19 protein-coding genes are annotated in these 23,400 nt (G+C 61.8%); 9 read left to right on the plus strand and 10 right to left on the minus strand.

Going from position 1 to position 23,400, the window contains the following annotated elements:
- The first annotated feature begins 35 nt into the window (after positions 1-35).
- The gene (locus tag AACY36_RS24340; protein WP_339497661.1) at positions 36-4,934 is read left to right on the plus strand and encodes an alpha-2-macroglobulin family protein; all 4,899 of its coding nucleotides are present in this window, start codon (positions 36-38) and stop codon (positions 4,932-4,934) included.
- Between the two features lie 77 nt (positions 4,935-5,011).
- Here AACY36_RS24340 and AACY36_RS24345 read toward each other — a convergent pair whose 3' ends face one another.
- Positions 5,012-5,305 (minus strand): hypothetical protein, encoded by a 294-nt coding sequence (locus AACY36_RS24345; protein ID WP_339415771.1) that lies wholly within the window; start codon positions 5,303-5,305, stop codon positions 5,012-5,014.
- A gap of 141 nt (positions 5,306-5,446) precedes the next feature.
- Here AACY36_RS24345 and pbpC point away from each other — a divergent pair, with 141 nt between their 5' ends.
- From pbpC to AACY36_RS24375, 6 genes are all read left to right on the plus strand, one after another.
- Positions 5,447-7,759: a peptidoglycan glycosyltransferase PbpC gene (pbpC, locus tag AACY36_RS24350; RefSeq protein ID WP_339415833.1), complete on the plus strand. Its 2,313-nt coding sequence runs from the start codon at positions 5,447-5,449 to the stop codon at positions 7,757-7,759.
- Between the two features lie 139 nt (positions 7,760-7,898).
- Positions 7,899-8,207 carry a MazG-like family protein gene (locus AACY36_RS24355; RefSeq protein WP_010567659.1) on the plus strand — a complete coding sequence of 103 codons (309 nt, stop codon included), beginning with the start codon at positions 7,899-7,901 and terminating at the stop codon, positions 8,205-8,207.
- A complete protein-coding gene (locus AACY36_RS24360) occupies positions 8,200-8,949 on the plus strand; it encodes a methyltransferase (protein ID WP_339415772.1) in 750 nt (249 codons plus the stop codon). Before AACY36_RS24355 ends, AACY36_RS24360 begins: the two co-directional genes overlap by 8 nt.
- Positions 8,950-8,973: 24 nt before the next feature.
- Complete coding sequence (locus tag AACY36_RS24365) at positions 8,974-9,576, plus strand: DUF4136 domain-containing protein (protein ID WP_049710206.1); 603 nt, start codon at positions 8,974-8,976, stop codon at positions 9,574-9,576.
- Between the two features lie 45 nt (positions 9,577-9,621).
- The gene (locus tag AACY36_RS24370) at positions 9,622-10,179 is read left to right on the plus strand and encodes a DUF4136 domain-containing protein (protein ID WP_339415773.1); all 558 of its coding nucleotides are present in this window, start codon (positions 9,622-9,624) and stop codon (positions 10,177-10,179) included.
- A gap of 195 nt (positions 10,180-10,374) precedes the next feature.
- Complete coding sequence (locus AACY36_RS24375) at positions 10,375-12,321, plus strand: pilus assembly protein TadG-related protein (RefSeq protein ID WP_339497663.1); 1,947 nt, start codon at positions 10,375-10,377, stop codon at positions 12,319-12,321.
- Here the strand turns inward: AACY36_RS24375 and AACY36_RS24380 are convergent.
- Complete coding sequence (locus AACY36_RS24380) at positions 12,318-15,050, minus strand: PAS domain-containing sensor histidine kinase (RefSeq protein WP_339497664.1); 2,733 nt, start codon at positions 15,048-15,050, stop codon at positions 12,318-12,320. The two genes, AACY36_RS24375 and AACY36_RS24380, sit on opposite strands and share 4 nt — an antisense overlap.
- On the minus strand, positions 15,047-15,490 hold the full coding sequence (locus tag AACY36_RS24385) for a TadE/TadG family type IV pilus assembly protein (RefSeq protein ID WP_339415776.1): 444 nt from the start codon (positions 15,488-15,490) through the stop codon (positions 15,047-15,049). Before AACY36_RS24385 ends, AACY36_RS24380 begins: the two co-directional genes overlap by 4 nt.
- 72 nt (positions 15,491-15,562) lie before the next feature.
- Between AACY36_RS24385 and AACY36_RS24390 the strand changes: the two genes are divergently transcribed.
- Positions 15,563-16,012 carry a prepilin peptidase gene (locus AACY36_RS24390; RefSeq protein ID WP_339427221.1) on the plus strand — a complete coding sequence of 150 codons (450 nt, stop codon included), beginning with the start codon at positions 15,563-15,565 and terminating at the stop codon, positions 16,010-16,012.
- A gap of 126 nt (positions 16,013-16,138) precedes the next feature.
- A complete protein-coding gene (locus AACY36_RS24395) occupies positions 16,139-16,927 on the plus strand; it encodes a response regulator transcription factor (protein WP_339497665.1) in 789 nt (262 codons plus the stop codon).
- A 4-nt stretch (positions 16,928-16,931) separates the two neighbouring features.
- Here AACY36_RS24395 and AACY36_RS24400 read toward each other — a convergent pair whose 3' ends face one another.
- Genes AACY36_RS24400 through AACY36_RS24430 form a run of 7 tightly spaced genes read right to left on the minus strand, consistent with a single transcriptional unit; the run spans position 16,932 to position 23,389 of the window.
- Positions 16,932-17,201: a DUF3613 domain-containing protein gene (locus tag AACY36_RS24400; RefSeq protein ID WP_339415779.1), complete on the minus strand. Its 270-nt coding sequence runs from the start codon at positions 17,199-17,201 to the stop codon at positions 16,932-16,934.
- A 10-nt stretch (positions 17,202-17,211) separates the two neighbouring features.
- Positions 17,212-17,922, minus strand: a complete 711-nt coding sequence (locus AACY36_RS24405) for a tetratricopeptide repeat protein (protein ID WP_339415780.1) — start codon at positions 17,920-17,922, stop codon at positions 17,212-17,214.
- Positions 17,923-17,932: 10 nt separating this feature from the next.
- Complete coding sequence (locus AACY36_RS24410; RefSeq protein ID WP_339415781.1) at positions 17,933-18,820, minus strand: type II secretion system F family protein; 888 nt, start codon at positions 18,818-18,820, stop codon at positions 17,933-17,935.
- Position 18,821: 1 nt separating this feature from the next.
- Complete coding sequence (locus tag AACY36_RS24415) at positions 18,822-19,703, minus strand: type II secretion system F family protein (protein WP_339415782.1); 882 nt, start codon at positions 19,701-19,703, stop codon at positions 18,822-18,824.
- A 10-nt stretch (positions 19,704-19,713) separates the two neighbouring features.
- Positions 19,714-20,985 carry a CpaF family protein gene (locus tag AACY36_RS24420; protein WP_339415783.1) on the minus strand — a complete coding sequence of 424 codons (1,272 nt, stop codon included), beginning with the start codon at positions 20,983-20,985 and terminating at the stop codon, positions 19,714-19,716.
- On the minus strand, positions 20,982-22,175 hold the full coding sequence (locus tag AACY36_RS24425; protein ID WP_339435833.1) for a pilus assembly protein: 1,194 nt from the start codon (positions 22,173-22,175) through the stop codon (positions 20,982-20,984). The genes AACY36_RS24420 and AACY36_RS24425 overlap by 4 nt, the downstream gene beginning before the upstream one ends.
- Positions 22,172-23,389, minus strand: a complete 1,218-nt coding sequence (locus AACY36_RS24430; RefSeq protein ID WP_339415785.1) for a type II and III secretion system protein family protein — start codon at positions 23,387-23,389, stop codon at positions 22,172-22,174. Before AACY36_RS24430 ends, AACY36_RS24425 begins: the two co-directional genes overlap by 4 nt.
- Positions 23,390-23,400 lie beyond the last annotated feature (11 nt).

Raw genomic sequence — 23,400 nt, forward strand, 5'->3', positions numbered from 1 at the left:
GTTAGCCCTTCGGTCCCTCTCACTACGAGTGTCTCATGCTTAACAAAGGATTGTTCCTGGCCTGCGCGCTGGCCCTGCTCAGCGCCTGCGATTCTTCCGATAAACCGACTGCTCCGAGCGCTCCTGCGGTGGCAACGGTTGCAACCACGCCGGCTAAAGCGGCGGTGGATGTGGCGGCGCTGAAGCAACGCTACGCCGGGCGTGAGTTGAGCGTGGTGGACGTGTCTGAAGTGCAGCTCGATGGGGCCAGTACCTTGTCGGTGAGCTTTTCCATTCCGCTGGACCGCGATCAGAAATTCGCCGACAAATTGCACTTGGTGGACAGCAAGTCCGGCAAGGTCGATGGCGCCTGGGAAATCTCCGACAACCTCATGGAACTGCGCCTTCGCCACCTGGAGCCACAGCGCAAACTGGTGCTTACGGTGGATGCCGGGGTGAAGGCGGTCAACGACAACACGCTCGCCGCCGAGTACATCGCCCGTCTGGAAACCCGCGACCTGCAAGCCACTGTCGGCTTCGCCAGCCGTGGCACCTTGTTGCCGACGCGCCTGGCCGAAGGCCTGCCAGTGATCGCGCTGAACGTCGACAAGATCGACGTCGAGTTCTTCCGCATCAAGCCCGAATCCTTGCCGTCATTCCTGGCGCAGTGGGGGCGTAATACCAGCCTGCAAAGTTACGAATCCCGCGAACTGCTGCCGCTGGCCGACCTGGTCTACGGTGGCCGTTTCGACTTGAACCCAGCGCGCAACACCCGCGAAACCCTTTTACTGCCGATCGCCGGCCTCAAGCAATTGCAGCAGCCGGGCGTGTACCTGGCGGTGATGCGTGCGTCGGGCACCTACAACTATTCGCAACCGGCCACGCTGTTCACCTTGAGTGACATCGGCCTGTCGGTGCACCGCTACGCCAACCGATTAGATGTGTTTACCCAGGCGCTGGAAGGCGGCAAGGCACTGGACGGGGTTGACCTCGAAGTGCTCGACGCCGAAGGCCGTGTGTTGGGCCAGGGCAAGACCGAGAAGGGCGGCCACGCTGAGTTGCCGCTGCCGAAAAAGGCTCAGGTGCTCCTGGCCAAGCAGGGTGAGCAGACCAGTCTGTTGCGCCTCGACAGCGCTGCACTGGACCTGGCCGAGTTCGACATTGGCGGCCAGCCTTCCCACCCCTTGCAGTTCTTTGTGTTCGGCCCGCGTGATCTGTATCGCCCCGGTGAAACGGTGCTGCTCAATGCATTGTTGCGGGACAAGGATGGCCATGCCGTCAAACCGCAGCCGGTGAGCGTGGAAGTGCGTCGCCCGGATGAGCAGGTGAGCCGCAAATTTGTCTGGGATGCGGATGCCTCCGGTCTTTATCAATATCCGCTGCAACTGGCCGGCGAAGCGCCGACTGGGCGCTGGCAGTTGGTGTTCGACCTGGGCGATGGCAAACCGCAGTTGTATGAATTTCTCGTTGAAGACTTCCTGCCCGAGCGCCTGGCGCTGGAACTCAAGGGCAGCGACACCGCGCTGAGCCCCGCGGACAACCCGGTCATTCAGGTTAACGGCCGTTACCTGTACGGTGCGCCAGCATCGGGCAACCGCGTCAGTGGTCAGGTTTATGTGCGCCCGTTGCGCGAAGCGGTCAAGTCGTTGCCGGGCTACCAGTTCGGCTCTGTTACCGAAGAAGAGTTGAGCCAGGATTTCGAACTGGATGAAAGCGTGCTCGACGCCAAGGGCCAGGAAGCGCTGACCCTGGAAAGCAAGTGGGCCGACGCGAAGTCGCCGTTGCAATTAATCGTGCAAGCCAGCCTGCAAGAGTCCGGCGGGCGCCCGATCACGCGGCGTCTGGTGCAGCCGATCTGGCCCGCCGAGCAGCTTCCGGGCCTGCGCGGGTTGTTTGACGGCACCGAAACCAATGGCGATGGCCCGGCGGAATTTGAAGTACTGCTGGCCAACCAGTATGGGCAGAAACTCGCCGCGCAAAACCTCAAGGTGCGCCTGGTTCGCGAGCGCCGTGACTATTACTGGAATTACTCAGAGAACGATGGCTGGAGCTATCACTTCAACGAGAAATTCCTCAACCTCGACGAGCAGACCCTGACTATCAAGGCTGGCGACACCGCCAAGGTCAGCTTCCAGGTGGAGTGGGGCCCGTACCGCGTCGAGGTCGAAGACCCGCAGACCGGGTTGGTCAGCAGCCTGCGCTTCTGGGCCGGTTACCAGGCCCAGGACAACACCGAAGGCGGCGCCGTGCGCCCCGATCAGGTCAAGCTGGCGCTGGACAAACCAGCGTATGGCGATGGTGACACCGCCAATGTCACCGTGACGCCACCGGCAGCCGGTAAAGGCTACCTGCTGGTGGAGTCCGCCGAAGGGCCGCTGTGGTGGCAGGAAATCGACGTGCCGGCCGAGGGCAAAAGCTTCGCTGTGAAGCTCGACCCGAAATGGTCGCGGCATGACTTGTACGTGAGTGCCCTGGTGATTCGCCCAGGCGAGCGTAAAGCCAATATCACCCCCAAACGCGCAGTGGGCCTGCTGCACCTGCCGCTGGATCGCACCCAGCGCAAACTGGGCGTGACCCTCACTGCGCCGGAAAAAATGCGCCCCAAACAACCGCTGACGGTGAAGATATCGGCAAAAAATGCCGATGGCAGCGTGCCGAAACAGGTGCACGTACTGGTGGCAGCGGTGGACGTGGGCATCCTCAATATCACCGAATACCCGACACCGGACCCGTACTCCAGCCTGTTCGGCCGCAAGGCGTATGGCGTGGACCAGTTCGATATCTACGGCCAGTTGATCGAGGCCGGCCAGGGTCGCCTGGCCAGCCTGGCGTTTGGTGGTGACGCGGCGCTGGCCAAGGGCGGCAAGCGTCCGGACACCAGTGTGACCATCGTCGCCCTGCAAAGCGCGCCGGTGACGTTGAATGAGCAGGGCGAGGGCGAAGTCAGCGTCAACATTCCCGACTTCAACGGCGAACTGCGCCTGATGGCCCAGGCCTGGGGCGATGACCGCTATGGCATGGCCGAAGCCAAGACAGTGATTGCCGCGCCGCTGATTGCCGAACTGTCGGCGCCACGCTTCCTGGCCGGTGGTGACCAGACAACGTTAGCGCTGGACCTGTCCAACCTGTCGGGCAAGGCGCAGAAGCTTGATGTGCAACTGACTGCCGAGGGGCAGTTGGAACTGGTCAACAGTGGCGCGCAAACCGTCGAGCTGACACAAGGCCAACGCACCACGCTGCGCATCCCTGTAAAAGCCTGGGGCGGGTTGGGGCAGGGCAAGGTCAAGGTGACCGTCAATGGGCTGGACTTGCCAGGTGAGCACCTGCCGCCGTTCACGCGTGAATGGACCTTGGGCGTGCGGCCGGCCTATCCGGCACTGCTTAAGCATTATCGCGCGGTACTCAAGGATCAGCCGTGGACCTTGCCACCGGGTACCCTGGATCAATTCGATACCTCGGGGCGTCAGGCGCTGCTGAGCCTGTCGAGCCGGCCGCCGTTGAACCTCGGTGCGCAGATAAGTGCACTCAAAGCTTACCCTTACGGTTGCCTGGAACAGACGGCAAGCGGCCTGTACCCATCGCTGTATGCGGACGATGCGTTGCTCAAGCGCCTGTCGATAAAGGGCGAGTCGGACAGCGAGCGCAAGCGCAAGATCGAGCTGGGCATAGAGCGTTTGCTGGGCATGCAGCGCTACAACGGCAGTTTTGGTTTGTGGGGCGCCGACGGTGAAGAGGAGTACTGGCTGACCGCCTATGTCACCGATTTCCTGTTGCGCGCCCGAGATCAGGGTTTCGCGGTACCGCCTGAAGCCATGAAAAAGGCCAGCGAACGCCTGCTGCGTTATGTACAGGAGCGCAACTTGATCGATGTCGACTACAGCGATAACGCTGATCACACGCGCTTTGCCGTGCAGGCCTACGCCGGCATGGTGTTGGCGCGCAGTCAGCAGGCGCCGTTGGGTGCGTTGCGCAGCATTTTTGAACGACGCAGCGACGCGCGCTCCGGTTTGCCGCTGGTGCAGTTGGCTGTCGCGTTGCAGAAGATGGGCGACCAGCCGCGCGCGGACCAAGCCTTGCTGGCGGGGCTGGCGGCGCAGCGCAGTGCCAGTGAATGGTTGGCCGATTACGGCAGCCCGCTGCGCGACCAGGCAATGATCCTGGCGTTGCTGGAAGAAAATGACTTGGCCAAGGGCAAGCGTGAGGAGCGCTTGTTTACGCTGTCGGATCAACTGGCGGCCAGTGCGTATCTGTCGACCCAGGAGCGTAATTCGCTGTTCCTGGCGGGGCGCCTCGGTTTCGCCAAGCCGGATTCGAACTGGCAGGTGTCGCTCACCGGCAGTGGCGGTGTGCAGGCGTTGAATGATCAGCAGTCGACGCTGGCGCTGGAAGGCAAGCTGCTTTCCAGTGATTTAACCTTGAGCAATCAGGGCGAAACGCCGGTGTATCAGCAACTGACGATTTCGGGTTATCCACAGCTGCCACCGGCTGCCGGCGGCGACAACCTGAGCATTCGCCGTGAGTACCTGGGCATGAATGGCCAGCCGTTGAATCTTCGTAACCTCAACAGTGGGGACCTGGTGCTGGTGCATCTGGCGGTCGGTGCCAAGCAGCGTGTGCCGGATGCCTTGGTGGTGGATTTGCTGCCCGCTGGCCTGGAGCTTGAAAACCAGAACCTGGCGCAGAGTGCCGCCAGCCTGGAGAACGCCAGCAGCCAAGTGAAGGAGTGGCGTGAGTCGATGCAGAACGCGTCGCTCAAGCATCAGGAGTTCAGGGATGATCGGTATGTGGCGGCGATTAATCTGGAGGGGTCTGGCACCACGCACCTGCTGTATCTGGCGCGGGCGGTGACACCGGGGACTTATCGCGTACCACCGCCGCAGGTGGAGTCGATGTATCGGCCGAATTGGCAGGCGGTGGGGGAGACGCCGGCAGATTTGGTGATCAAGGGGCGCTGATATTCCAACATAAAATAGGGGCTAAATGTGGGAGCGGGCTTGCTCGCTCCCACATTAGTTTGGGGATACTCTGTGGGTTAGTGGACGACCCAGCTCAGGAGCCATAGGCCGAGCAGTAGCCAGATGATGCCCATGATGACCGAGGCGCGCATGAAGGCGCGTACGGCTGAATACAGGAATAGCAGGCCGACGATCAGGGTGATGATGCTGATGATCGAGGTATCCATGCCCAAGGTGCGGGACAGGCCTTCGACGAAGTTGCCGCCGGCGTTGGTCAGGGCACCGAACAGGCCGCTGAGGCCGTCGACGATAAAGCGGATGATGGAACCGAGCGCCTGGCCCAGCCATTCGAAAAAGCTTTCTACCTGCATGTGTGTGTCCTGATGAAGAGGTGGGCGTATCCGTGTCTTTGGTTGTTATTGCGACTGGCTAGTTCCCTACAAGCATAGAGGTTTGCCCGGTTGAATTTGCGATTAAGTTGCGTCATTTGCGGGTGTACGCTCCCACATTTACTGCGCTGGGCTCTGGGGGCAGTGGTGTTGGTGGTGGTGTTGTTGTGGGGAGCGGATCGGGTTTGGCCGTTGCCGTTGCCTCAGGATGATTTGGCGCGGGTGGTGTTGGCTGAGGATGGCACGCCGTTGTGGCGGTTTGCCGATGCGAATGGGGTGTGGCGCTATCCAGTGCAAACCAGCGAAGTGTCGCCGTATTACCTGGATGCGTTGCTCACCTATGAAGACCGTTGGTTCTATCAGCATCCTGGCGTAAACCCACTGGCGCTGGTGCGGGCGACGTGGCAGAACCTGACCGGGGCGCGTGTGGTGTCGGGGGGCAGTACGTTGTCGATGCAGGTGGCGCGGTTGTTGGATCCGCATTCGCGTACCTTCCACGGCAAGTTGCGCCAGTTGTGGCGCACGGCGCAGTTGGAATGGCACCTGTCCAAGGAGGAGATCCTCAACCTCTACCTGAACCGCGCACCGTTTGGCGGAACATTGCAGGGCGTGGCGGCGGCCAGTTGGGCGTATCTGGGCAAGTCTCCATCACAATTGACCCATGCCGAAGCCGCCTTGCTCGCGGTTTTGCCCCAGGCACCCAGCCGTTTGCGCCCGGACCGTCACCCGCAGCGTGCCCAGGAAGCGCGCGACAAAGTGCTGCGTCGTCTTGCCGAGTTCAAGGTGTGGCCGCAAGCCGCCGTCGATGAAACCCTGCAGGAACCGCTGCTGCTCGCCCCGCGGCTGGAGCCGAGCTTGGCGCCCCTGCTCGCGCGCCGCCTGAACCGCCCCGACAGCCCGCCGCTGATCCGCACCACCCTGGATGCCACCCTGCAACGCCGCCTCGAAGACCTGCTGTTGGGTTGGCGTGCACGCTTGCCGGAGCACACCTCCGCCGCGATCCTGGTGGTGGAGGAAGAAACCATGGCGGTACGCGCCTACCTCGGCTCGGTGGACATCAATGATGCCAAGCGTTTTGGCCATGTGGACATGATCCGCGCACTGCGTTCGCCGGGCTCCACCTTGAAACCCTTTCTCTACGGCATGGCCCTTGATGACGGGCTGATTCACTCTGAGTCCCTGCTGCAGGACGTGCCGCGGCGTTACGGGGATTACCGGCCGGGCAACTTCTCCCTGGGTTTTACCGGCGCAGTGCCGGCGAGTACGGCGTTGTCCAGTTCGCTCAACCTGCCAGCGGTACAGTTGCTGGAAGCCTATGGGCCGAAGCGGTTCGCCGCCGAGATGCGTATTGGCGGCGTGCCTTTGGCGTTGCCGGCGTTGGCCGAGCCGAACCTGGCCTTGATCCTGGGCGGCGCAGGCAGCCGTCTGGAAGATCTGGTGAGCGGCTATAGCGCCTTCGCCCGGAACGGCAGGAGTGCAACTATTCGATTACAGCCGGATGATACGCTTAGGGAGCGACCATTACTGTCGCCAGGGTCCGCCTGGATTGTGCGGCGCATCCTCAGCGGCCAGGCGCGTCCCGACCGCGACCCGCGGGCCGAACTGGTGCAGCGCCCGATGCTGGCCTGGAAGACCGGCACCAGCTACGGCTTTCGTGATGCCTGGGCGATTGGGGTGGGGCCGCGTTACTTGATCGGCGTGTGGATCGGCCGCCCGGACGGCACACCGGTGCCGGGCCAGTTCGGGCTGGCCTCGGCGGCGCCGTTGATGTTGCAGGTGCACGACGTACTGAGCAACCGCGACAGCCAGCGCGGCATCAGCGCGCCGGTCAAACCTGTGCCTGCCAATGTCGGCGTGGCAGCGATCTGTTGGCCACTAGGCCAGCCCATGAGCCGCAGCGACCCCAATTGCCGTCGCCAGCGCTTCGCCTGGACGCTGGACAACACCACGCCGCCGACCTTGCAGGCACTGGACCAACCGTTGAGCGTGGGCCTGATGGAAAGCGTATGGGTCAATGCCAAAGGCTCGCGGGTCGACGCCCATTGCCCGGGGGCAGAGCCGAAAAACATCGCCCTGTGGCCTGCGCCCTTGGAACCCTGGCTGCCAAGGGCCGAACGCCGCGAAGCACGCATCCCGCCCGCTGACTCCGATTGCCCGCCACCGGCGCTGGCCGCGTCTTCACCGCTGTCGATCGTTGGCGTACGCGAGGGCGACCAGCTGCGTCTGCCCGCCGCCAGCCAGCAAACCTTGCGCCTGAAAATCTCCGCCCTCGGCGGCAGTGGTCGGCGCTGGTGGTTCCTCAACGGCGCGCCACTGGGCGACAGCGCCAACCAGGACTTCATCAACGCCAGCTTCGAACACCTGGGCCGTTACCAACTCAGCGTCCTCGACGAAGCCGGCCAAACCGCCCGCCTAGAATTCAGCGTCATCGACTAGAGCCTCATTGCAGCCCAGGCATCTACACCTCTAGAGCGGGCCCTCTGCGTAGCAGCTGTCGAGCCTCCTCAACCCCCCACAGATTCACTTGCCTTAACCGCCAATCCCCCCGAAGCTACCCATCTTCAGGAGCCCCCGCATGAACCTCGAACACCTCACCGAACGCCTGCACCGCATTCGCGATACAAATAATTGGAAACAGTTCCACAGCCCAAAAAACCTGGCCATGGCCGCCAGCGTAGAAATGGCTGAACTGGTGGAAATCTTCCAATGGCTGAGCGAAGACCAATCGCGCCAGCTCCCGGCTGAGAAACTCGCCCACGCCGGCCAGGAAGTCGGCGATATTGTGCTGTACCTGCTGTTGCTGTGCAGCGAACTGGGCCTGGACATGAACGAGGTGGTGCGCGCCAAATTGGCCGACAGCGAACGGCGGTTTGCCCATGAGTGATCGTCATTTCGACCAACTGGCCACGCGCTTTGCCGAAAAAATCTACGGCGGTGCCAAAGGCGCGATTCGCCTGGCGGTGCTCCAGGCCGACCTCACCGAAGCCCTGCCCAAACGCCCCTTGCGCGTTCTGGATATCGGCGCAGGCCTGGGCCACATGTCGCTGTGGCTGGCGGAGCAAGGCCATCAGGTCACCCTGGCCGAACCTGCCGAACCGATGCTCGCCGGCGCCCGCCAACGTTTTGCCGACGCCGGGCAGACCGCGACCTTTATTCATGCGCCCTGGCAAGACCTGCTCGGCCAACTCACCGAACCCTACGACCTGGTGCTGTGCCACGCCGTGTTGGAATGGCTGGCCGAACCTCATGCGATCCTGCCGGTGCTGCATCAGCTCACGCTGCCTGGCGGCTGGTTGTCGTTGGCGTTCTACAACCGCGATGCGCTGATTTACCGCAACCTGCTCAAAGGCCACTTCCGCAAAATGCGCAAGAACGACATGGCCGGCGAAAAGCAGAGCCTCACCCCGCAGCAGCCGCTCGACCCGCGTGAATTGGCGGCGCAACTCGAAGGCCTTTGGCAGGTCGAAAGCCAAAGTGGCGTTCGCGTATTCCACGACTATATGCCGGTGGAATTCCAGGCCCGCGCGGATTTGCAGGGCCTTTTGGAGATGGAACTCGCTCACCGTCGTCACCCAAGCTTTGCCGGACTTGGGCGTTATTTGCACTGGGTCTGCCGTCCGGTTTAAACGGCCCAGTCTGCGGAGGTCGAAATGCGTCGTCTCTGTTTGATCCTGTTATCTCTCGGCTTGGGTGCGTGTTCGAGCCCCAACCCTTATGTCTCCGCTTCGGCGCCGATTCCACCGGCGCCGCCGCAGGCAGCCAATACCTTTGATGCCAGCGCCTATCCCGCGCCCGTGCGCGACTACGGCGCCTACCGCAACTGGGCGTGGCGCAATGGCCAGCTCCCGGCGGGCACGGCCTGGGCGGATTCGGCGCAAATTGCCGAAGCGGTCAGCGGCGCGCTTGACCAGCGCGGTCTGCGTCCCTTGCACGACAACCGCCCGGCAGACCTGCTGGTGAGCGCCGATGTGCGCCAGGAAAAGCGCCTCAAGCAGGTCCAGGATGATTATGGCTACGGTTACGGCGGCTACAACCGCTATGGCAATGGCTATGGCATGTACAACTCGGTGCCGATCGTACGCACCTATGAAGTCCAGGTCGTGGTGGTGCGCGTCAATCTATTCGATGCCCGCACGGGGCAGCCGGTGTGGAGTGCCAGCGCGGAAACGGGCAGCCAGGGCAGCCTCAGTGAACGGGGAGATGCCTTGCGCCAGGCGGTGCAAAAGGCAATGACGGCGTATCCTCCCAGTTAACAGCTATTCTCATCCTGAGCGCGGGTCGCTTTTTGGAGAAAACCCATGTTTTGTCGTATCGCTATGCTCGCTGTTGTCATGTTGCTGGGCGGTTGCCAGACCAGCCAAGTCAACCACGATTTTGACGCCAGCCGTGATTTTGGCGCCTACCGCAGTTGGGCCTGGAAAGACCCGGCCTTGCAATATCGCCCGGATGACCCGCGCATCAAGAGCGACCTCACCGAACAACGCATCCGTCAGGCGGTGGGCGAACAACTCGACCAACGCGGCCTGCGCTCAGCGGCACCGGGCAGCAAGGCCGACTTGAACGTACAGGCCTACCTGATCGTCGAAGACCGCCAGCAACAAGTCACCACCAACTATGGCGGCGCATGGGGCGGCCCATGGAACGGCTATTGGGGCGCGCCGATGTACAATGAAACCCGCAACATCACCTACAAAGTCGCCACCCTCCAGATCGACCTGCTCGACGGCAAAGACGGCAAACTGGTCTGGCGCGGCAGCGACGAGCAAATGATGGCCAACTCGCCCAGCCCGCAGGACCGCAACAACGCCATCCGCACCACGATCACCCGAATCCTCTCCAGCTACCCACCCCACTAAAACCACCGCTGAACCCTGTGGGAGCTGGCTTGCCTGCGATAGCATCACCTCGGGGCATCTGAAAAACCGAGGTGCCTGCATCGCGGGCAAGCCCGGCTCCCACACAAGCCAGCCCCCACATTGATTTGTGGAGACTGGCCAGCCCTTGTCTACACTCAATACCAACTAAGGAGAGTAAGCGCTAAGGAGTGCCTGATGTCTCCCCGACTTGGTTCCCGTCAGCGTGGTGCGATTGGCCTGATGGCTGCGGGCACCCTCGCAGTGGCCCTGGTGTTCATGCTGCTCGCGGTAGACAGCGGCCGCCTCCACCTGGAAAAGCGCAAATTGCAATCCATCGCCGACACCTCGGCCGTGGAGGCCGCCAGCCGTGGTGGCCTGTGCACGCCCACCACCAGCGCCAATGACTACGCCAAGGAAAACGCCACGCGCAACGGCTTCACCGTGGTCGCCGGCGACAACAGCCGTGGCCTGGCCGTGACCTGCGGCACATTGACCACCAATGCCAGCAATATCCGCGTATTCACCGCAGACGCCACCAAAAACGATGCCGTGCGTGTGGTGGCCACGCGTAGCGTGATGACCAGCATTGCCGGTGGGATCTGGAGCATGTTCAGCGGCGGGCCAATGTCCACCCAGATGATCTTGAGTGCCACCGCCGTTGCTGCATATGCGCCACCGGTGGCGCAGCTGACGATTCGCAGCAGCCTAGGAACGGTCGATGCCAGTAAATCTCCTATATTGAACATGGTCATCGGCAATCTTTTGGGCGGCAACCTGTCCCTGACGGCGGCGGCCTGGAACGGCTTTTTGACGACGAACGTTAATCTGCTCAGCTACTTGGATCAGTTGGCGATTGAATTGAATGTCAAGGCAGGTGACTACGATGCATTGCTCAACACCGCTGTGTCCGCCAGCCAGTTGATCGAAGCCGCGGTAAAGGTGCTGCAAAAAAATGGCTCGGTGGCCACGGCGATCATTAACGACGTGATTTCAGTGAAAGCAATCGCGCCCAACACACAGCTGTTGAAGGTCGGAGACCTGCTGAAGGTCGCCACTGGAACACCGGCCGCTGCCTTGAATACCAGCCTGCAGTTGTTTCAACTGCTTGAGACTGTGGCGCAACTGTCCAATAGCAAGAGCGCGGTGAGTGCCGCAACGCAGGTGAATATTCCACTGGTGGGCAATGTCTCGATCCAGACCAAAGTCATCAAGCCGCCGCAACTGTCGGCGATTGGCAATCCCGCAAAGGCCAAGGCCGGACTCCTGAATAACCCGCAGACAGATCAGATTTTTGTACGAACCGCCCAAGTGCGCACTTTGGTCACCATTGATGCGCCGGTAATCAAGATGGTTTCTGGGGTTTCACCGATTCTGACCGGGCTTGCGACGCCAGTGTCAAAGGTGGTCGGCGGTTTGTTGAACCTGAACCTTGTTGATACGGTGGCCGGTGTCGTGTGCTTATTGGGGTGCAATCTCACTGACGTGGATATCACCCAGCCCTTGAGCATTTATATCGAGGCGGCCAGTGCGCAAAGCCATGTAACCGACTTCAGTTGCGCCACACCGGCCACTAAGTCTTTGACGGTGCAGGCCACCACCTCACTCGCTACCCTGGGCGTTGGTTATGTGGATCCGGTGGCGGCATTTTCATCGTCTGCGCCTGTCAACGTGCAGCCAGTGAGGCTGATCGACTTTGGCCAGCGCTTTTGCCTGCTGACACTGGTTTGCGGTCCGCGCACAGCAGGCGTCGGCGGCGGCTTGAATCTGAGAGCGTTGTCCACGGTGGGCGCGCAGACTAATACGTTGCTGTTTTCTCCGGTGAATGACATCAACGCGGCGACGATCTATAAAAGCCCACCTGGCACCGCCAATATCGTCAGTAGCCTGGGGGCTACGTTGAACGGTCTAGAGGTCACCTACGTACCGCCCAGCGGCAGCACACCCGGTGCGGCGAACGGCACTGTCACAAGTGCTATGGCTACCATCATCAGTTCGGTGATCACGCTTGTAAAAAGCGTCCTGACTCCGATACTCGACCCCATCGTCAACACGCTGCTCTTAGCCCTAGGGATCAGCCTCGGCAACTCCGAAGTCGGCGCCAACCTCAGTTGCCACATGGGTCGCGCCTACCTGGTGATCTAACTGATCGGCAACTCCACACAAAACCGCGCACCGTGCTCCCCCTTGGCAACGCTCAACCGTCCGCCCATGTTGTCCACAATCCCGTAGCTCACCGACAACCCCAACCCCGTGCCCACGCCAATCGGCTTGGTGGTAAAGAACGGCTCGAAAATCCGCTCCAGCAACCGAGGGTCAATGCCACCCGCGTTGTCTTCCACCCAGATCCGCGCATGCCGACTGTCGTGCTCGCAATGCACTGCGATCCAGGGGCGGAACGCCGGGTCCTTGTCCTGTTTGCTCAACAGCGCATCACGGGCATTGACCACCAGGTTGATCAGCACCTGCTCAAGCTGGTCGACGTAACCTTTGACCTGCACCGCAGCGTCCGCTGGCGTGACGCGCACCTCCACACCTTTGCCGCGCAAGCCTTCGCCGAGCAGTGACAGCGTGCCTTCTACCGCCTGTGACGGGTCGAAGGGCTGTTGTTCGATTTCCGAGCGGCGGCCAAACACGCGCATATGGTCCACCACCCGCGCCGCGCGCTGCACCTGGGTGTCGATGCGCTGGAGCTTGTCAGTGAGGTAGTCGATTTGAGCATCACCAGTGCTTAGCCGCTTGAGCACATTGACGATCGCCATGCGCATCACGTTAAGCGGCTGGTTGATCTCATGGGCCAGGCCCGTGGCCATTTCGCCAAGGGTGGCCATTTTTGCGCTTTGGGTCAGTTGCTGCTGGGAGCGGCGCACTTCGGTGTTGTCGCGGCCCACCGCTTGCACTTCCACCAGCGTGCCCTGTTCATCGAACACGCCACGGTCTGACCATACCCACCAGGCGTGTTCGCGGCCGGGCAATTCCAGGCTGATTTCGGCGGTGCTGACCGGAAATTCCGCGCTCAATTGGCCGATACGTTGCACAAAGGCCTGGTGTTGTTCTTCCGACAGCCAGTTACCCAGGTTCTGCCCCGGCAGCTGTGCGGGCAGGCATTCCAGGTAATTGGCCAGCGGCGTGTTGCCAAAGGTCAGGGTCAGGTCCGGGCGGTAGCGGCAGATCATTGCCGGGGAGTCTTCGACGAGCATGCGGTAGCGCTCTTCGCTTTGTTTGATCTGCTCGGCAGCCTGGGTTGTCTCGGTGACGTCCAGCCACAGCCCGACGGCTTCCAGCGGCAATCCAAGGTCATCGCGCAGTAATTTGGCCTCATCCAGCAGCCAATGGTATTGGCCTTGTTTGTCGCGCAGGCGGTAGCGGCTGCGCACGGCGCCTTCGCGCAACAGTTGGCGGGTGCGTTCGAAGTACAAATCGCGGTCTTCGGGGTGAATCAGCGATGCCAGGCTGTCGTGGTTACACTCGGCCAACGTCCAGCCCAGCAGGGGCAGCAGGCTATCGCTGAAGAACGCAGGGTGCAGGGCGCCGCTGACATAGCGCTGCACATAGATCACTGCTGGTGAACTGGCGATGAGGTTGTCCAGGCGCGCATGGGCGGCGGCGGCTTGCAGTTGTTGGTTCTTGATGTCGCTGATGTCGAGCATGAAGCCGACCCAGCGGCGGTCATCGCCCATGCCCAGCACCTGGCCCTGTACGCGGTACCAGAGGGGGTTGTGCTCGGCGTCGGTGCGTTGCAGGCGTACGGTGGTCAGCAGCGGTTTGCCCAGGGCTTGCAGATCGTGCAGGCGGCTGTTGAGTTCCTGGCGGTCGGCGGGGTGGATCAGTTCCAGCCACAGGCCCAGCGGTTGGCGGGTGGGACCGTCTTCCGGGCTGAGGCTGTGCAGCAACTGCGGGGCGAGCTGGATTTCTTGGGTAGCCGGCAGCAGCTCCCACCAGCCGGTGCCGAGCAGGCCTTGCAGGGCTTCCATGCGGTCGAGCTGTTGATGATAGCGTTGCTCGCGCAAGCGGCTCAGCAGTGGGGCGGCGAGGGCGGCGGTGAGGTTCAGCCAGTCCTGTTCGCGGGTGTGTTGCTGGCCGTTGTAGAGGCCGCAGAGTAACCATGCGGCGACGCCCTGGCTGTCACGGTAGGGCACCAAAAATCCATCGGCGTTGCCGAAAATGCTCTGCAGGCGCAGGTTGTCGCTGCGCTCTTGGGCCAGGCTCAACGGCGTGTTGCCACTCACACTGTCGAGGCTGGTGCCCAGGTGTTGGCCGGTCCGCCACAAGGCGGGGGCATCGTGGGCGGCGTAGTGGCTGTAGATCCGCCAGCCCTGGTCTTCTTCATCGAGCAACGCCAGCGCGAGGCAGGGCATGCGCCAGCGCTGCGCCACGCTTCGCAGGTGCTCGTTGAACACCTCGGGCAGTCGGGCCAGGCTGCACACCCGCAACTGGCCGCTCATCTGGCAGGTCAGTTGATGGTTCTGCTCACGGTGTTGGGCCAGTTGCGAGCCAGCCAGCAAGTCGCTGACGTCCAGCAGGCGCAGGCTCCAGCCGTCACCCTCGGCTTCGATCCAGCCGCGGGTGTGCAAGACCTGGCCGGTAGCACCCTGGAAGTCCAGGTCCAGGTCCAGGCTCTGGCGCTGCCAGTCGGCCGGGCGACCTTCAATGCTCAAGGTGCTGCTGGCGCACAACAGTTCACGCAATAGCGGCCGGGTTTCGCCCACTCCATGCGACGCGAGCTGCGGGCGCAGCGTGCCGCTGATGCTCAATACGTGGCCCTGGTGATCCAGTTGCAGGTGCAACCCTGGCGTGGGTGCGCCGGGCGTGTCGAGGGGCGTTGCGCTGGTGCGGCCGAGCAGGCGCCCGAAGAGGCTATCCCCCGAGGTCAAAACTGCAGACTCGAAATGGCTGTCAGGTTGGCCGGCAGATTCGGCACGGTGCCTATGCCCGGCACTACCAACGCCGGAAACACTGAATAGAGGCGGCTGGTGGGGTATTTAATCGTCACAGTCAGCGTAGTGCCGTTGTAGGCGGCGGTGATTAAATCGTCGGTAAATTGGAAGCTGGGTGGAATCCAGTCCAACTGCAGGATCGCCTTGGTTTTGGCGCGATCAATCAGCTCGGTGCCATAGGCAGTGCCCGCAGCGACCGGGTCCACCGCCATCGCCTGGCGTACGGCCTCCGCTGCCGCCTGGTTGAACGACTGCATCAACAACAGAGGCAGGCTATAGCTGATCAATCCATAGAACACCGCAAAAAAGATCCCGAAGACCAGCGCGAACTCAATCGCCGCCGCACCTTTTTGCTTTCTAGGGAGGCTTGTTTTCATGACTGCGTCTACCCTGACGGCTACTACTTGATATGAGCATAGAATCATTCAGCAAAAAGGGATGTTTTTTACGTGATCCATGGCGTGGTGATACTGCTCTGGTTGGGGCTCTGTGCGTGGCAGGACATGCGTCAACGGCAAATCGCCAACGGCTTGACCCTGGGGGCGGCGCTGCTGGCGCTGTTCTACCTGTCATGGACGGGCACCACCTGGCTCGGAGCGCCCGCCGGCGAAGGTGGCGGGGCCTTTGCCGTGGCGCTGCTGCTGACCTTGCCCGGCTATGCGCTGGGCCGCTTTGGCGCGGGTGATGTGAAGCTGCTGGCCGCCCTGGCGCTGGCCAGTACGCTGGACTATTTATTGTGGTCTTTAATCGGCGCAGCGCTGTTCCAAAGTGGCTGGGTGATTGTGCGTCAAAGGCTTAGCGCGCCTCTTCTAATCGCGGCTGCGGGAGCGTCAACAAAACAGCCTTTTGCGCCCTTTGTATTGACTGGGTTTGGGCTATATTGGCTTTGGATCGATTAGGCTGACGAGGCCTCTGTCACTGTGTACAGAGTCAGAAAGTAGGTCTACGTTTATTAACTGGATGTGTAGGATTTTTTGTCAAAAGGGATAGCTCAATCTTTTGGCTTTCCGGGCATGGAGTGGCGTGTGAACAAGCTTACCTCGGCGGTGAAAGTGCTCGTTGTCGACGATCAGCCGATGATCGTGGAAGAACTCTGCGAATTTCTTGAAGGCAGTGGTTACCGCTGCGTCCCTTGTGAATCCAGTCGGCATGCGTTGCAACGCTTCGGCGAGGATGCCGACATTGGCTTGGTCCTGTGCGATCTGCATATACCGGACATGGATGGCATCGAGCTGGTGCAGGCCATGCAGAAGGTGGCGGGCAAGCAGCGGGCGTTCGAAGCGATCATGCTGACCGGGCGTGTCGACAAGCAGGACGTGATCAAGGCCCTGCGCGCAGGGATCTCGGATTACTACCAGAAGCCGATCAATCTCGATGAGTTGCTCGAAGGCCTGCAACGCCAGGAAGCGGCGTTGGAAGAACGGCAAAAAGAGCTGCAACTGGGGCACTTGAACCAGAAGCTGCAATACCTCTCCGAATCCATCAATGACCTGTACCAGGACCTCGATAAAGTGCGCCGCAGCCCAAGTCCCGGCTTGGTGGACGATGGCGAGCTGGTCGCCGAAGAGGCTGGGCCCGTGGAGATTCCGACCATTTTCAACCAGCTGTCGCCGCGCCAGCTTGACGTTGCACGTCTGGTGGGCAAGGGCCAGACCAACTACCAGATTGCCTGTGAGCTGGGGATCACCGAGAACACCGTCAAGCTGTACGTGTCCCAGGTGCTTCGCCTCACCCACATGCGCAACCGCACCCAGCTGGCGTTGGCCTTGTCACCGAATAACTCCGCGATTCGCCAACGGTTCACCGCCCACTAGGGTGTCACTGGCTCTTCCCGCCTTGGGCAGACCCTCCCGACTCCGATTCAAAGAACTCCGGAATCGGATGCTTATTACTGTCCAGCCAGCGCTGCAAGGCTTGCTCCCGTTCTGCGGGAGTGGTCCTTTGCGGCGTCGCCGAAGCAGCCCGACCATTGACCTGCAAGGCCAGCCAGTTTTCCGTCTCCGCTTGTTGCGGGGACGACGGGCCGGGTTCGAGGGCCAGTGCGCTCAGCGGTAGCATCGCCAGGCCAATAAGGTAATGTGCTTTCATCAATCACTCCTTACTTTAGGGTCACCGGCAGGGCATCGCTCACCGCCGCTACTTTGCGCGTCGCCGCGCGGGAGCCCTTGAGTTTTTCCGCGCGTGCCTGGGCAACGGTGACTTGCTCGGGGGTCAGGCCCAACTGGCTGACCACTTTCGCCGCTTGACCCCAGTCGTCCTGATAGATCAACAGCGTCACCAGGTTGACGGCAGCCAAGGGATTGCCCTGCTTGAGCTCGATGGCGGTCATGAATTCAAAGCGGGCGTCTTCCAGGCGCAATTGGTTGAGGTACACCACGCCCAGGTCATTGCGGATTTTTTCGTCCGTGGGCGCCAGCCGCGCCGCTCGCTGCATATGCGCCATCGCCTGGTCGTTGTCGCCCTTGGCCGCCGCCAATTGCCCCAAACCGTGTTCGCCTTCAGCGGTCATGCAGGTGCCGAGCAGGCTGCGGTAGAACGGCTCGGCCTCGCTGCGCCCCAGCAAGCGGTAAGCGCGTGCCTTGCGCTGGCGCACCTGGGGCAAGGACTCGGGCAGGTTTTGCAGGTTGGCGAGGCTGGCGTGCAGCTTGCCTTCGTTGGCCAGGTCGTCCGACAGGTTGAGCGCCAATCCCTGGTCTGAACTCGGCTTGGCGCAACTGCCGGACGAGATCAACGCGGCCCAGGGTGATTGGCCGTTGGTGGCGCAGCCGCCGAGCATTAGCAGGGCCACGCCGGCAATCAGTACTTTCATCAACGTCTCCTCAAAAGTGATTCAAAGCGCGGGCGATGCCGATAAACGCAGGGCCACCGAGCACGATCAGCAACGCGGGGAACAGAAACACCATCATCACCACTGACATTTTTGCCGACATCTTCGAGATGTATTCCTGCAGGCGAGTCAGGCGTCGGTCGTCGAGCAACTGCTTTAGCGCCAGCAAGGATTTCATCGCGCCGCCGCCCTGATGGATCAATTGCTGCAGGATGATGCAGGTGTCGGTGAATTCATCCACTTCGAGCAAGCGTGCGGTCTTGCCCAGCTCTTCGCTCAGCTCCAGGCCGGAATCGACACGCGCCAGGATCAGCCGCAATTCATGGGTAAGCGCGGGTAGCAGGCGTTCGGCTTCGTTGCCCAGCACGCGCAGCGACTGCTCAATCGCCATGCCCGACTCGAACAGGATGCGCAGCAGCGGAATGAACGTTGAGATTTCTTTGGCGATGGCCTGCTGGCGGTATTTGGCCGCCGCAGCCAGCACGCGTTTTGGCAACAGGTAACCGATGCCCAGCGCAAATATCGGGGCAATCCAGGCAGGGTCTGCATGAGGAAACAGCAGTTGCTGGCCGAGGAGCGTCAGGCCCAGCAGCACGACAGGCAAACCAATCTGGAACGCAGCAAACAGTGAGCGCTGGCTAGCCTTGCGCCAGCCGACCCGGTTGAGCAGGACCTGCGTCTCGTTGTCCAGGCTGACCGAGCGCTGCGCCAGGGTGCTTGCGCCCAATTGACGCATGAGCGTGCCGAACCTTGCATCGCCGCTCATCCGCCCCTGCAAGCGTTCAGCCACCCGGCGCTTGCGACGTCGATTCTCGAGCTCTTGGCCGCCCACCAATACCACGGCTGCGAGCAACAACAAGGCGCAGGCCAGAAGTGCCATCTCAGACACTCCTCAGCATGCGCCACATGATAAAAGTGCCGCCGAGGTCCATGGCCAGCGCGGTGAACAGCATCATGCGCCCCGTGCTGTCGTTCCACATGGTCATCAAATAGCTGGGGTTGACCACCATGAAGTAACCCACGATCAACACGGGCAGGCCGCCCAGCACATAGGCCGTCATGCGCGTTTCGCCGGTCATGGCTTTGAGTTGACGTGCGCCCTGTTCTCGCTCGCGAATCATTTTGATCAGGTTTTCCAGCAGTTCGCTGGCGTTGCCGCCGTAGCGATGGTTGACCTTCAAGCCAAGGGCAAACAGGCGGAATTCGTCCTGTTCGTAGAACTCGGCGAAGTCGCTGACCGAATCCGGCAGGCTGACCCCCATGCGCACGTTGCGCTGCACGCGGCCCATCGCATCCTTGAGTGGGTTTTCAACGCTATCGACGCCGCCCAATATGGCATCGGCCAGGGTTCTGCCGGATTTGAGGCTGCGTACGCTGTGGTCGAGCAACTGCGGCAGTTGCTCGACCATACGCTGCACGCGACGTTGGTAGCGCCAGCTGATGTACATGCGCAAAACCAGCGGCGGTCCCACGATCATCGCGAACAGGCCCAGCCCGTCGGCGAGCAACCCGCCCAACAATGCGCCGATGACCCAGGCGCTCAGCCACAGGCCCAAACGGTCTGTAGGTTTGCCCAGCCCCGCGCGCAGGAACATGCGTTCAAGGCCGGTCCATCGGGTACTCGGCTCCTGGGCCTCGGGCTGGCCATCGCCGAGGCGCTCCAGCACGCGATCCGTCCGGGCCTTGCGCAGGCCATGTTGAAGCAGCCAGAACGACAAGCCGATCAGCAGCAGGCAGACAAGCAGCAACGCCGGTCCAGTCATCACGCGCTCCCTAGGGTGGCAAGGCCGATTCGCGGCGCAGTTTGTCGCCGGCCGGGTTGAGGGCTTCGCGCAAGAAACCAAAGCCGGTGCGCCGATCCAGGCGGAACAGGGTGTTGGTGACATACACGTCATCGCGCACGCCGACCACTTCCACTACCTCGCTCACGCAGCGACGGCCATCGGGCATGCGCGTCAGCTGGATGATCACGTCCAGCGCGGCGCAGATCATCTGCCGCAAGGTTTTTTCCGCGATCACGCGGCCGGTCAGGCCCACCAGGGTTTCCAGGCGCAGCAACGCATCCTGGGCATTGTTGGCGTGTACCGTGCTCATGGAACCGTCGTGACCGGTGTTCATCGCGGTCATTACGTCGAGCACTTCCACACCACGAATTTCCCCGAGAATGATGCGGTCCGGGCGCATCCGCAACGCGTTGCGGATCAGGTCGCTGGACCTGACCTCGCCGTGTCCCTCAGCGTTGGGCGGACGGGTTTCCAGGCGGACCACGTGCGGGTGGCCCAATTGCAGCTCGGCAACGTCTTCGATCGTTACCAGGCGCTCGTGGGGGTTGATCAACTGACTGAGAATATTCAGCAAAGTGGTCTTGCCGGTACCCGTACCGCCGCTGATCAGGATGTTGCAGCGCCTGCCCACGGCCTCCTGGAAGAACCCGAAAATGCTCTGGTCGATAGTCTGCATGGCGACCAGATCGCTGCTCTTGAGCATGTCTTTACGAAACTTTCGAATCGACAGGCACGGGCCGTCCAGGGCAATCGGCGGGATGATCGCGTTCACCCGGCTGCCGTCGGGCAAGCGTGCGTCCACCATCGGCGAGGACTCATCCAGGCGCCGGCCCAGCGGCGCAAGGATACGTTGCATCACGCGTTCCACGTGGTGGTCGTCGATGAAGCGCAAGTCACTCTGGTGCAGCAGGCCATCACGTTCGATAAACACCCGGTGCGGCCCGTTGACCAGGATTTCGGTGACCGATGGGTCGCGCAACAGCACTTCCAGTGGGCCGAAACCGGTGAGTTCGTCGACTATCTCTTCGGCCAGGCGCTCTATCTCATAGCGCGAAATCGCCAGGCGCATGCGCGTGATGTATTCCGAAACCTTGTCGATGACAAATTGCGCCAGCGACTGGCGCGTGCCTTCGAGCAGGTTTTTGCCCGACTCCTCGATGGCGTCGATGATGTAGCGATGCAGCACCAGTTTCAGCCCATCGTGATCGCTGTTGCCGCTGACGCTGCGGGCCGGGCCGCCAAACAGTTTTTCGCCGCTCATCGTCCCGACCCCAGGATGCGTTCAAACCAGCGCATTGAGGGCTTTGCAAGGCCCTCGGAGCGTTTTGCCAGGCGCTCGCCCAAGGTGCGTACGGCTTGGGTCAGGGGTTCACGTGGGGCCAGGGCGAACAGGGTCTGGCCTTGGTTTTTCACGTTCAGGCGCAGCTCAGCGCTCAGGGGCAGCACGGCGACGCATTCAAGGCCGTAGCTTTTTTCCAGGGCGTCGGTGTCCGGCGCACAGGCCTTGATGTAGCGGTCGATCACCAGCTTGGCGTGATCAAGCTTCATGCCTTTTTCGCGCCAGCGGCTTATCACCGCGAGGTTGCGGCGACAGTCCAGTACGCTCTGGTCGGTGCACCACAGCAGCTTGTCGCAATGGCTGACAAAGGTGCGCAGCGCTTCACTGTCTGGCTGCCCGGTGATGTTCACGACGATGTGCTGGAAGTGTTGGCGCAGAGCGCTGAGCAACATGTACAGCTCGGCGGCGCTGGTCAGTTTGAGTGGCTCGTCACCGGTGGCGTACGCCAGGATGCGCAGGCCATCCAGGGCGGTGGTAAACGCACTGTTGATCAACGTGGTATCAAGGCGGCGTAAATGCCGCAACGCATCACCGAAATTGAACGTACTCTCCAGGCCCAGCAAGGCCAGGCTGTCGCTGCGTGGCAGGCCCAGGTCGAGCAGTAAGGTCTGCTGCCCGCTTTTCTGCACGACCAAGGCCAGGTGGGTTGCCAGTATTGCGCCGTCAGCGTTGCTCTGAGTGCCAAACAGTACGGTCAGCCCACCCAGCTGTGCATTGTGGGCGACGGCTGGCAGGCGCTTGCTCAGGCGACGCACCAGCCCCGCCACTTCGCTGGAACGCGAGCCGTAGGCTATGAAGTCGCGGGCACCGGCGCGCATGGCGTTGAGTACCAGTTGGTTGTCCATGCCATCGCCGAGGGCGACCACGGCGAGCATCGGCTTGGCTTCCAGGGCACCTTCGATGAGCGCGCTCTGGGCCACGACGTTTTCTCGGTCGAGGCCGACGAACACCAGATTGGCGGACGTCACGTCCACCAGCGCCAGCAGTTCGTCCAGGCTGCCGGTGCCGGCACTGACGACTTGGCCAAGGGGCGCAAGGGCACCCTGCAGCCACTCCAGGTCGGTGGTGTTGCGCGTGATGGCGAGGAAGGTCTGGTTCAGGCTATCGCTCATTGGGAAAGTCCACTGCGACGGTCGAAATTACCGTTTTCCAGGAAGAACAGCCGGTACCAGTTCGGGTCGTAGCTGCGCAATTTTTCACCAGGCAGCGACGGCAGTTGGGCGTTGGCGGCCAACGGCTGCACCAGGTGCGGCGTGACGATCATCAGCAGTTCTTTTTCTTCGCGGCTGATGTTTGAGTCGCGGAAAAATGCCCCGAGGATCGGGATATCGCCCAGCCCGGGGAACTTGCTGACGGTGGAGCGATTATTGGTACTGATCAGGCCGCTGATCACGAAACTTTCGCCATCGGCCAGGGACACGCTGGTGTCGGTTCGGCGCACCGTCAGGGCAGGCACCTGGATGCCTTGGATCTGCACAGCGTTGCTGTAGTCCAGCTCACTGACTTCCGGCGCGACCTTGAGGGTGATGCGGTTACGGTCAATGACGGTGGGGGTCAGGGTCAGGCGAATGCCGAACTCCTTGTATTCGATGGAGATGGTGTCGCTGCCGGCGCTGGGCACCGGGACCGGCACCTCGCCGCCGGCCAGGAAGGAGGCGCTCTGACCGCTCATGGCCACCAGGCTCGGGCGCGCCAAGGTGTAAGCGAAACCGCTGCGTTCGAGGGCGTTGATCATCGCCGAGACCCGGCCACCGCCAAAGCCAATATTGAAGTTGGTGCTGCTGATAGCCAGGGCCTGGGTGGTGGTGGTCGGAAACAGCAAGTTAGGGCTGCCGAAGAACGCATTCTTGGCGGTGCCGAGGATGGTCGTACTGGCTTCCTTGAGCTTGGAGCGGCTGACTTCCACAAAGCGGATATCGGTCTGCACCTGGCTGGGCAGCAGTGGGTCTTCCGATGGCGACAGCGACAGGCTGGTCAGCGCCGAGGTGGCCTTGCCCTTGACGAACACCATGCTCTGGCGCGGCGCGCTGGCACAGGCGGTCCACACCATCAGGCTGGTGGCGCCACTGGTGACGCCGGTCAGCAGGAAGTTACGGTCGCCGTTGACGCGCACATCGGCAATTTTCGGGTCGCCGATTGCCAGGCGCGTGATCGCCACCGGCGACTGCAGCTCTTGTTGCAGGCCTTCTCCCACCTCGACCACGGCCGGCAGTTGGCCCAGGGTGCTGCAGTTGCCCGGCGCCGCCAAGGCCATGCCGACCGGAAAGATCGACAGCATCAAGGCCCAAGCCATTTGCGTGAACATGGGTGCGTAGCGATGGCTCATTCAAGGCATCC

The organism is Pseudomonas sp. EA_15y_Pfl1_P101 (assembly GCF_963970835.1).
GTDB classification, from domain to species: domain Bacteria; phylum Pseudomonadota; class Gammaproteobacteria; order Pseudomonadales; family Pseudomonadaceae; genus Aquipseudomonas; species Aquipseudomonas tritici.

Coding starts and splice junctions, on each gene's coding strand:
- AACY36_RS24340 (WP_339497661.1), top strand. CDS start 36: ATGCTTAACAAAGGATTGTTCCTGGCCTGCGCGCTGGCCCTGCTCAGC.
- AACY36_RS24345 (WP_339415771.1), bottom strand. CDS start 5,305: ATGCAGGTAGAAAGCTTTTTCGAATGGCTGGGCCAGGCGCTCGGTTCC.
- AACY36_RS24355 (WP_010567659.1), top strand. CDS start 7,899: ATGAACCTCGAACACCTCACCGAACGCCTGCACCGCATTCGCGATACA.
- AACY36_RS24360 (WP_339415772.1), top strand. CDS start 8,200: ATGAGTGATCGTCATTTCGACCAACTGGCCACGCGCTTTGCCGAAAAA.
- AACY36_RS24365 (WP_049710206.1), top strand. CDS start 8,974: ATGCGTCGTCTCTGTTTGATCCTGTTATCTCTCGGCTTGGGTGCGTGT.
- AACY36_RS24370 (WP_339415773.1), top strand. CDS start 9,622: ATGTTTTGTCGTATCGCTATGCTCGCTGTTGTCATGTTGCTGGGCGGT.
- AACY36_RS24375 (WP_339497663.1), top strand. CDS start 10,375: ATGTCTCCCCGACTTGGTTCCCGTCAGCGTGGTGCGATTGGCCTGATG.
- AACY36_RS24385 (WP_339415776.1), bottom strand. CDS start 15,490: ATGAAAACAAGCCTCCCTAGAAAGCAAAAAGGTGCGGCGGCGATTGAG.
- AACY36_RS24400 (WP_339415779.1), bottom strand. CDS start 17,201: ATGAAAGCACATTACCTTATTGGCCTGGCGATGCTACCGCTGAGCGCA.
- AACY36_RS24405 (WP_339415780.1), bottom strand. CDS start 17,922: ATGAAAGTACTGATTGCCGGCGTGGCCCTGCTAATGCTCGGCGGCTGC.
- AACY36_RS24410 (WP_339415781.1), bottom strand. CDS start 18,820: ATGGCACTTCTGGCCTGCGCCTTGTTGTTGCTCGCAGCCGTGGTATTG.
- AACY36_RS24415 (WP_339415782.1), bottom strand. CDS start 19,703: ATGACTGGACCGGCGTTGCTGCTTGTCTGCCTGCTGCTGATCGGCTTG.
- AACY36_RS24420 (WP_339415783.1), bottom strand. CDS start 20,985: ATGAGCGGCGAAAAACTGTTTGGCGGCCCGGCCCGCAGCGTCAGCGGC.
- AACY36_RS24425 (WP_339435833.1), bottom strand. CDS start 22,175: ATGAGCGATAGCCTGAACCAGACCTTCCTCGCCATCACGCGCAACACC.
- AACY36_RS24430 (WP_339415785.1), bottom strand. CDS start 23,389: ATGAGCCATCGCTACGCACCCATGTTCACGCAAATGGCTTGGGCCTTG.